Origin of the sequence: Patulibacter sp. (genome assembly GCF_030655195.1) — a bacterium.
Classification (GTDB): Bacteria; Actinomycetota; Thermoleophilia; order Solirubrobacterales; family Solirubrobacteraceae; genus Patulibacter.
Genome location: NZ_JAURWA010000029.1, coordinates 1 through 6,780 on the forward strand (window position 1 = coordinate 1; position 6,780 = coordinate 6,780).

Sequence of the window (6,780 nt, forward strand, 5' to 3'; positions counted from 1 at the left end):
CGGTGAGTTCGAGTTCGAGGTGGCGCGGCGGCAGGCCGGCGCGTCCGCCAGCAGCGTCGCCGGGACCGCGGGCAGCGCACCGCCGCGCAGCTCGTCCCGCAGCGCCGAGGCCTCCCGGCCGTCCCGGACCTGCTCCGCTGCGCGGCGCATCGCCCGGGCGTGGCGCCGCAGGCCGGAGACCGCGTCGTCGCGGAACGCCCGCTCGTTCCGCGGCGGCCGGGTGCGGGCGAGCTCGTCGGCGAACCGGCGGGTGCTCGTGGCGTAGCGGGTGAGGGCGGAGGAGAGCCCTGCCCCCTCGCTCGCGGCGTCGGTGCGGACGAGCCCGTCGCGCAGGTCCCCGACGGCGGTCGCGAGGCCGGCGCACACGTGGTCGGCCTGCCGGGCGAAGGTGCGGGGATCGCCGTCGTCGCCCCCGCCGCAGCCGGCGAGCACGAGCGCCGCCGCGACGGCGACGGCCGAGGAGGTCCTGGGACGGGACATGCCCGCCAGGCTAGAGCGCGGGACGCCCCGAGCGCCCGCCCGCCCGCCGCCCCAGGCCCTACGCTCCGGGCATGGACGTTCCCCTCGAGCAGCTCGCCGCCGTCTCCGAGGCGATCGGGCGGGCGGAGGACGCGGTCGAGGAGCAGGCCTGGACCTCGGCGCGCGAGGCCGTCGACGCGACGGACGCGCTGCTCGAGGAGCTGCGCGAGGCCTACCGCGAGCTCGGCCCGCGGGAGCGCGGCACCGTCGGTGCGATCGCCGGACCGCTGCGGGCGCGGCGCGACGCGACCGCCGCCCGCATCCCCAGGCCCCAGGCGGTGTCCGACGGAGCGCCGGTGCACGACCCGGAGCAGGAGGACGACGGCGAGGCGGACGGCGCCCCCGCGGCGGCGCCCGGGGTCAGTTGACGGACGGGTCCTCGGGCGCGAGCGCGAGGCGGGCGTACGGCCCGCCCATCCGCTCCAGCGCGCGGTGCCAGAGCAGCTCGGGGTCCGGGCGGAAGAGGTCGTCGGGCGAGGCCGGCACGACGATCCAGTCCGACCGGGACAGCTCGGCGTCCAGCTGCCCGGGCGACCAGCCGGCGTAGCCGGCGTAGGCGCGGGCCCGGTCGACGTCCGGGCACTGCGGGGCCTCGTCGCCGCGGACCATCCCGACCCGGCCGAGGACGAGCATCGCCGCGTCGGCAGGGTCGCGGAACTCCGCCACGGTCAGCAGCGACTCGGGCTGCACGGGACCGCCGTCGTGGACCACGTCGTCCTCGTCGAACATCGGCGCGATGGCCGGGACGACGGCCTCGACGGGGGTCTCCGTCGGCCGGTTGAGGACGATGCCCAGCGCACCGTCGCGGTCGTGGTCGACCACGAGGAGGACGGTCCGCGCGAAGGCGGGCTCGGAGATGGTCGGCGAGGCGACCAGGAGCTGTCCGGAGAGGCGGCGCGCCATCCCGGGGGATGCTGGCAGGTCCGGTGCGCGACCGCGAGGGCGCGGGGGATCGGGCACGCGCCGCCGTGACGGGTCGACCCCGGCCGTCTCCTACCCTGGGGTCATGCGGCTCGCGCGCTTCGCCCATCCGTCGGCTCCCGGCGAGCTGCTCGACGGCGAGATCCGCGGCGACCGGGCCGTCGCGTTCGCGGACGGGTCGACGGTGCTCGACCGCCTGAGGTCGGGCGACCGCACGCCGGCCACGGGGCGCGAGCTGCCCCTGGCCGAGGTCGAGCTGCGGATGCCCCACGAGCCCGCGACGATCCACGGCATCGGGCGCAACTACGCCGCGCACGCCGCCGAGCTGGGCAACGCGGTGCCGACGGTCCCGGTCGTCTTCCTCATGCCGCCGTCCGCCGCGACGGACCCGTCCGGGCCGGTCGTGCGGCCCGCGGTGACCGAGCAGCTGGACTACGAGGTCGAGCTGGCGATCGTGATCGGTCGGCTGCCGGACGGCACGGTCGGCGCCGCGGGGTTCTGCGTGGCCGACGACGTCAGCGCCCGCGACCTGCAGGACGCCGAGGAGCAGTGGGCGCGCGCCAAGGGCGCCGACACCTTCGTGCCGTTCGGTCCCTGGATCACCACCGCGGACGAGCTGGCCGCCACGCTCGCGCCCGACGGCGACGCGGCGGCCGGGGCCGCCGAGTGGGCGGGAGGGACGCCCGTCGTGCGCCTGCGCTCGTGGGTGGACGGCGAGCTCCGCCAGGACGCCACGACGGCGGACCTGGTGTTCGGGGTCGACGCGCTCCTGGCCCACATCGGCGCGGCGATCACCCTGCGCCCGGGCGACCTGATCCTCACCGGCACCCCGCACGGGGTCGGCAAGGCGACCCCGCGGCCGGACGGCTCGGGCACCGGCGTCTGGCTGGAGCCCGGCGACGTCGTGCGGATGGAGATCGAGGGCCTCGGCGCGATTGAGCACGAGGTCGTGGCGCCCGGCGGGGCGTGAGCGCGGGGCGGGCCGGAACGCGCGACGCCCGGCGGAGGCCGGGCGTCGGGGTGCTGCGGGGCGCGGCGCGGACGCCGCGGGGCTCTACTGGACCTCGAAGCCCTTGCCGGGCTGCGACAGGTCCGGCAGCTCGGTGCCCAGGACGTTGTCGATCAGGCCGTACTCCTTCGCCTGCTGCGGCGAGAAGAAGCGGTCGCGCTCCATGTCGCGGTCGATCGTCTCCTGGGACTGGCCCGTGAGCCCGACGTAGATCTCGTTCAGGCGCGCGCGGGTCTTCAGCAGCTCGCGGGCGTGGATCTCGATGTCCGACGCCTGGCCCTCGAAGCCGGTGACCGACGGCTGGTGGGTGAGGATGCGCGAGTTGGGCAGCGACGAGCGCTTGCCCTTCGCACCGGCGGCGAGGATCAGCGAGCCGGCGGACATCGCGATGCCGACGCAGATCGTGCGCACGTCCGGCTTGACGAAGTTCATCGTGTCCATGATCGCCAGACCGGCCGTGACCGAGCCGCCGGGCGAGTTGACGTAGATCGAGATGTCCTTGTCCTCGTCGTCCGAGGCCAGGTGCAGGAGCTGCGCGACGATCAGGTTCGCGACCTGGTCGTCGATCCCCGTCCCGAGGAAGATGATCCGCTCGTTCAGGAGACGGCTGTAGATGTCGTACTCGCGCTCACCGCGCGCAGTGCGCTCGACGACGACCGGAACCAGAGGCATGGGAACACCCTATAGGTGCGGCGTCCCGGCCCTGTCCGCCGGGGCCGGAGGGTCCACCGCCCGCGTCGGGGGCGGCTCCGCGGGCGCCCGCCGTCGGGCGTCCGGGTCCGGGGCGCGGGCGGGCCCCGGACGGGGCGCGCGGACGCCGTCGCGTACAGTCGCAAGACGTGTTTGATCATGCAAGTACCTCCGATTCCGGGTCGGGAATCGGGTCTCCAGCGGCGCGCCAGGCGCTGTCGGTCCGCGGCTTCACCAAGACCTACGAGGGCGGCTTCACGGCCGTCGACGGCCTGGACCTCGACGTGCCCGACGGCGCGTTCTTCGGCCTGCTCGGCCCCAACGGTGCCGGCAAGACCACGCTGATCGGCGCGATCTGCAACCTCGTGCGGCCGACCGCGGGCGAGATCGAGGTCTTCGGCCACCGCCACGACGCGCGCGAGGCGCGTCGCCTCGTGGGGCTCGCCGAGCAGGACATCAACCTCGACCGCTTCCTCTCGGTCCAGGAGGTCCTGATCTACCACGCCGGGTTCTTCGGCATGGGCCGGGCCCACGCGCGTCGTCGGGCCGCCGAGCTGATGGACGTCTTCGAGCTCGCGTCGAAGGCGAAGGTCCGTCCGACCGCGCTCTCGGGCGGCATGCGCCGGAGGCTCCTCTTCGCCCGGGCGATGATGCACGAGCCGCGCCTGCTGATCCTCGACGAGCCGACGGCCGGCGTCGATGTCGAGCTGCGCTCCGAGCTGTGGGAGTACACGCGTCGCCTGCACGAGGCCGGGACGACGATCGTCCTGACGACGCACTACCTCGAGGAGGCCGAGGCCCTCTGCGAGGAGATCGCGCTGATCCGCGGGGGCCGCATCATCGCCCGCGACACCGCCGACGGCCTGCGCGCGCAGTACGACGCGGACGACATCGCCGGGGTCTACCTCAAGGCGATGCAGGGCGACGCGGCGGCCGGGAACGCGGTGCCCGCATGAGCGGCCGCGTGGCCGACGACACCGCCGCCGCCGTCCTGCCGGGCGGTCTGCGCGACCCCGACGCCCCGTTCGTCGAGGACCGCCGCGGCCTGCTCTGGCTCTGCGAGCGGGAGATCGTCCGCTTCATGAAGCTCTGGATGCAGACGCTCATCGCTCCGGTGATGTCGTCCCTGCTGTTCATCGTCGTCTTCGGGCTGGCGCTCGGCGACAACATCGCCGACGTCGACGGGGTGCCGTACAAGCAGTTCATCGTCCCGGGCCTCGTCGTCCAGGCGATCCTCACGGCGGCCTACTCCAACAACAGCTCGACGGTCTTCCAGGCCCGCTCGGACCGCTTCATCAACGACGTGCTGTCCAGCCCGCTGCGCTGGTGGGAGGTCAACATCGGCCTGGCGATCGGCGGCGTGGTCCGCGGTCTGCTGACCGGGATCCTGCTGCTGGTCCTCGGCGTCGCGATCACCGGGGTGGGCGTCGAGCAGCCGCTGGTCCTGCTCGTGGCGACCGTCCTCGTGCTGATCGCCTTCGCGCAGCTCGGCGTGATCGCGGGCATCTACGCGAAGTCGTGGGACTTCATGGCCTTCGTGACGTCGCTCGTGATCCTGCCCCTGAGCTTCCTCGGCGGGATCTTCTACTCCGTCGACCGCCTGCCGGCCGCGTGGGAGGTCGTCTCCCACGTCAATCCGATCTTCTACCTCGTGCAGGCGTTCCGGATCGGCTTCGTCGGGCAGGGCGACGTGTCGACGGGCCTCGCGCTCCTCGTCCTCGTCGCGCTCGCGGCCGGGCTGAGCGCCTGGTGCGCGTGGCTCTTCCGCACGGGCCACCGGCTCAAGCCCTGAGCACCGGGGCGATGGGCGGACCAGGGCACGGCCCGGGCGCGGGCGGCCCGGACGCCGGCGCGGCGGGCCTCGGTGCGGTCGGTGACGCGGGACCCGGTGCTACGACGGGTGCGGGGCCGCCGCGCCCCGGTGCGGGGGAGGGGACCGCGCCGGCCGACGTCCTGATGATCCTCGGCGGCATCGGGTCGGTGCAGGTCTCGGCCGCGGTCGCGACGCAGATGTTCGACGAGGTCGGGCCACTGGGTGCCACCGCGCTGCGCACGGCCATCGCCGCCGTGGTCCTGCTGGTCCTCGTGCGACCCCGTGTCCGCGGACTCGGCGCCGACGGATGGCGGGCCGTCGTCCCCTACGGCGTCGTCCTCGGCGTCATGAACACGGCCTTCTACCTCGGCATCGACCGCGTGCCGCTGGGCACCGCGGTGGCGATCGAGTTCCTCGGGCCCCTCGGCGTCGGCGCCTGGTTCGCCCGCCGGCCCCGCGACCGCGCCTGGGTGCTGCTCGCGGCGCTCGGGGTGGTCGCCCTGACCCGGCCGTGGAGCGCCGACGGCGCCGATCCCGTCGGCGTCGCCTGGCTGCTGCTCGCCGCGTCGTGCTGGGCGGCCTACATCCCGCTCGGCGCCCGGGCGGCCCGGCAGCTCCCGGGCCTGCAGCCCGTCGCCCTGGCGATGGGCGTCGCGGCCCTGGTCGCCGTCGTCCCGGGGGCGGTCACCGGCGGCGGGGAGCTCCTCGCCGCCCACGTCCTGGCGATCGCGGCCGTCGCGGCGATCGCGGGCTCGGTCGTCCCGTACTCGCTGGAGCAGCTCGCCCTGCGCCGCGTGGCGCCCGGCGTCTTCGGCGTGCTGATGGCCCTCGAGCCCGGCGTCGCGGCGCTCGCCGGCCTCGTCGTCCTGGGACAGGGGCTCTCCGCGCTGTCGATCGCCGGGCTCCTGCTCGTCGTGGCCGCGGGGGTCGGCGTGACCCGCGCCCCGGCGGTCGCGACGTCGGCGGTGGTCGCCGCCGAGCCGGGTCCGCCGCGGGCCTGACCCGTCCGCGCGACGCCTCACGGCGTGGACGGCGCACCGGGTCGGTGGCCCGGGCGGCCGAGCGGCCGCACCGGGCGGTGGCGTGGACGGCCCGGCGGCTCGCACCGGGCGGCGGCGACCGGGATACTCCCGGCCGTGCCCGTGAACCTGCCGAACGCGCTGACCGTGCTGCGCATCCTGCTGGTGCCGGTGATGGTCTACGCCCTCGCCCAGGAGACCGGGACCGGCGACGTCGTCGCCGCCGTCATCTTCTGGGTCGCGTCGGTCACGGACTGGTTCGACGGCTGGCTGGCCCGGCGTTCGAACCTGATCACGAACTTCGGCAAGCTCGCCGACCCGATCGCCGACAAGCTGCTCGTGATCGCCGCGCTCGTGATGCTCGTCGGCGTGGACCGCGTCGCCGCCTGGGTCGCCGTCGTGGTGATCGGCCGCGAGCTGGCGGTCACCCTGACCCGCGCGGTCGCCGCCCAGCAGGGCGAGGTCATCGCAGCCGCCTGGCTGGGCAAGGTCAAGACCTCGTTCCAGATCCTCGTGATCCTCCTGCTGATCCTGATCTCGCCCGTGCCCGGCTGGCTCGACCTGCTCGTCTACGCGATGGTCGCGATCACCCTCTGGAGCGGCGTGGACTACTTCCTGGGCCTCCGGCGGACGATGGCGGGCACGCCCGACCCGCCGGCCGACCCCGCCGCCTGAGCCCACAGGCCGACCCGGCCGACCGGCCGGGGACGCCAGACCCGTCGGCCGACGTCGACCACCGATCCGGCCGGCCGGTCGCGGGCGCCGACCGCCGACCCCGTCGGTCGCCCCGACCCGGCCGCGGTCCCGGC

Annotated in this window: 8 protein-coding genes and 1 pseudogene; 6 read left to right on the plus strand and 3 right to left on the minus strand. The window is 75.1% G+C overall.

All coding sequences use genetic code 11. The features are described 5' to 3' along the window. Positions 1 to 480, minus strand: a pseudogene (locus Q7T67_RS03140) (hypothetical protein); the annotation flags it as partial. 71 nt (positions 481 to 551) lie between these two features. On the opposite strand from Q7T67_RS03140, the gene Q7T67_RS03145 reads away from it, so the two are divergent. Beyond that, on the plus strand, positions 552 to 887 hold the full coding sequence (locus tag Q7T67_RS03145) for a hypothetical protein (protein ID WP_304785902.1): 336 nt from the start codon (positions 552 to 554) through the stop codon (positions 885 to 887). On the opposite strand, the gene Q7T67_RS03150 is transcribed toward Q7T67_RS03145, so the two are convergent. Then, a complete protein-coding gene (locus Q7T67_RS03150) occupies positions 880 to 1,422 on the minus strand; it encodes a YqgE/AlgH family protein (protein ID WP_304785904.1) in 543 nt (180 codons plus the stop codon). The genes Q7T67_RS03145 and Q7T67_RS03150 overlap by 8 nt on opposite strands. A gap of 103 nt (positions 1,423 to 1,525) precedes the next feature. Here Q7T67_RS03150 and Q7T67_RS03155 point away from each other — a divergent pair, with 103 nt between their 5' ends. Beyond that, a complete protein-coding gene (locus tag Q7T67_RS03155; RefSeq protein ID WP_304785906.1) occupies positions 1,526 to 2,410 on the plus strand; it encodes a fumarylacetoacetate hydrolase family protein in 885 nt (294 codons plus the stop codon). Between the two features lie 84 nt (positions 2,411 to 2,494). On the opposite strand, the gene Q7T67_RS03160 is transcribed toward Q7T67_RS03155, so the two are convergent. Beyond that, positions 2,495 to 3,121, minus strand: coding sequence for an ATP-dependent Clp protease proteolytic subunit (locus Q7T67_RS03160; RefSeq protein WP_304785908.1), 627 nt, complete (start codon positions 3,119 to 3,121; stop codon positions 2,495 to 2,497). A 167-nt stretch (positions 3,122 to 3,288) separates the two neighbouring features. Between Q7T67_RS03160 and Q7T67_RS03165 the strand changes: the two genes are divergently transcribed. From Q7T67_RS03165 to pgsA, 4 genes are all read left to right on the plus strand, one after another. Then, on the plus strand, positions 3,289 to 4,095 hold the full coding sequence (locus Q7T67_RS03165; RefSeq protein WP_304785910.1) for an ABC transporter ATP-binding protein: 807 nt from the start codon (positions 3,289 to 3,291) through the stop codon (positions 4,093 to 4,095). Then, a complete protein-coding gene (locus tag Q7T67_RS03170; protein ID WP_304785912.1) occupies positions 4,092 to 4,931 on the plus strand; it encodes an ABC transporter permease in 840 nt (279 codons plus the stop codon). Before Q7T67_RS03165 ends, Q7T67_RS03170 begins: the two co-directional genes overlap by 4 nt. An 11-nt stretch (positions 4,932 to 4,942) precedes the next feature. Beyond that, positions 4,943 to 5,953: a DMT family transporter gene (locus Q7T67_RS03175; protein ID WP_304785913.1), complete on the plus strand. Its 1,011-nt coding sequence runs from the start codon at positions 4,943 to 4,945 to the stop codon at positions 5,951 to 5,953. A 141-nt stretch (positions 5,954 to 6,094) separates the two neighbouring features. Beyond that, on the plus strand, positions 6,095 to 6,646 hold the full coding sequence (gene pgsA / locus Q7T67_RS03180) for a CDP-diacylglycerol--glycerol-3-phosphate 3-phosphatidyltransferase (RefSeq protein ID WP_370695351.1): 552 nt from the start codon (positions 6,095 to 6,097) through the stop codon (positions 6,644 to 6,646). Positions 6,647 to 6,780: the final 134 nt, after the last annotated feature.

Bases quoted from the DNA above. Each gene is read 5' to 3' on its own strand.
- Q7T67_RS03160 (WP_304785908.1), bottom strand. From the start codon at position 3,121: ATGCCTCTGGTTCCGGTCGTCGTCGAGCGCACTGCGCGCGGTGAGCGC.
- Q7T67_RS03150 (WP_304785904.1), bottom strand. From the start codon at position 1,422: ATGGCGCGCCGCCTCTCCGGACAGCTCCTGGTCGCCTCGCCGACCATC.
- Q7T67_RS03170 (WP_304785912.1), top strand. From the start codon at position 4,092: ATGAGCGGCCGCGTGGCCGACGACACCGCCGCCGCCGTCCTGCCGGGC.
- Q7T67_RS03155 (WP_304785906.1), top strand. From the start codon at position 1,526: ATGCGGCTCGCGCGCTTCGCCCATCCGTCGGCTCCCGGCGAGCTGCTC.
- Q7T67_RS03145 (WP_304785902.1), top strand. From the start codon at position 552: ATGGACGTTCCCCTCGAGCAGCTCGCCGCCGTCTCCGAGGCGATCGGG.
- Q7T67_RS03175 (WP_304785913.1), top strand. From the start codon at position 4,943: ATGGGCGGACCAGGGCACGGCCCGGGCGCGGGCGGCCCGGACGCCGGC.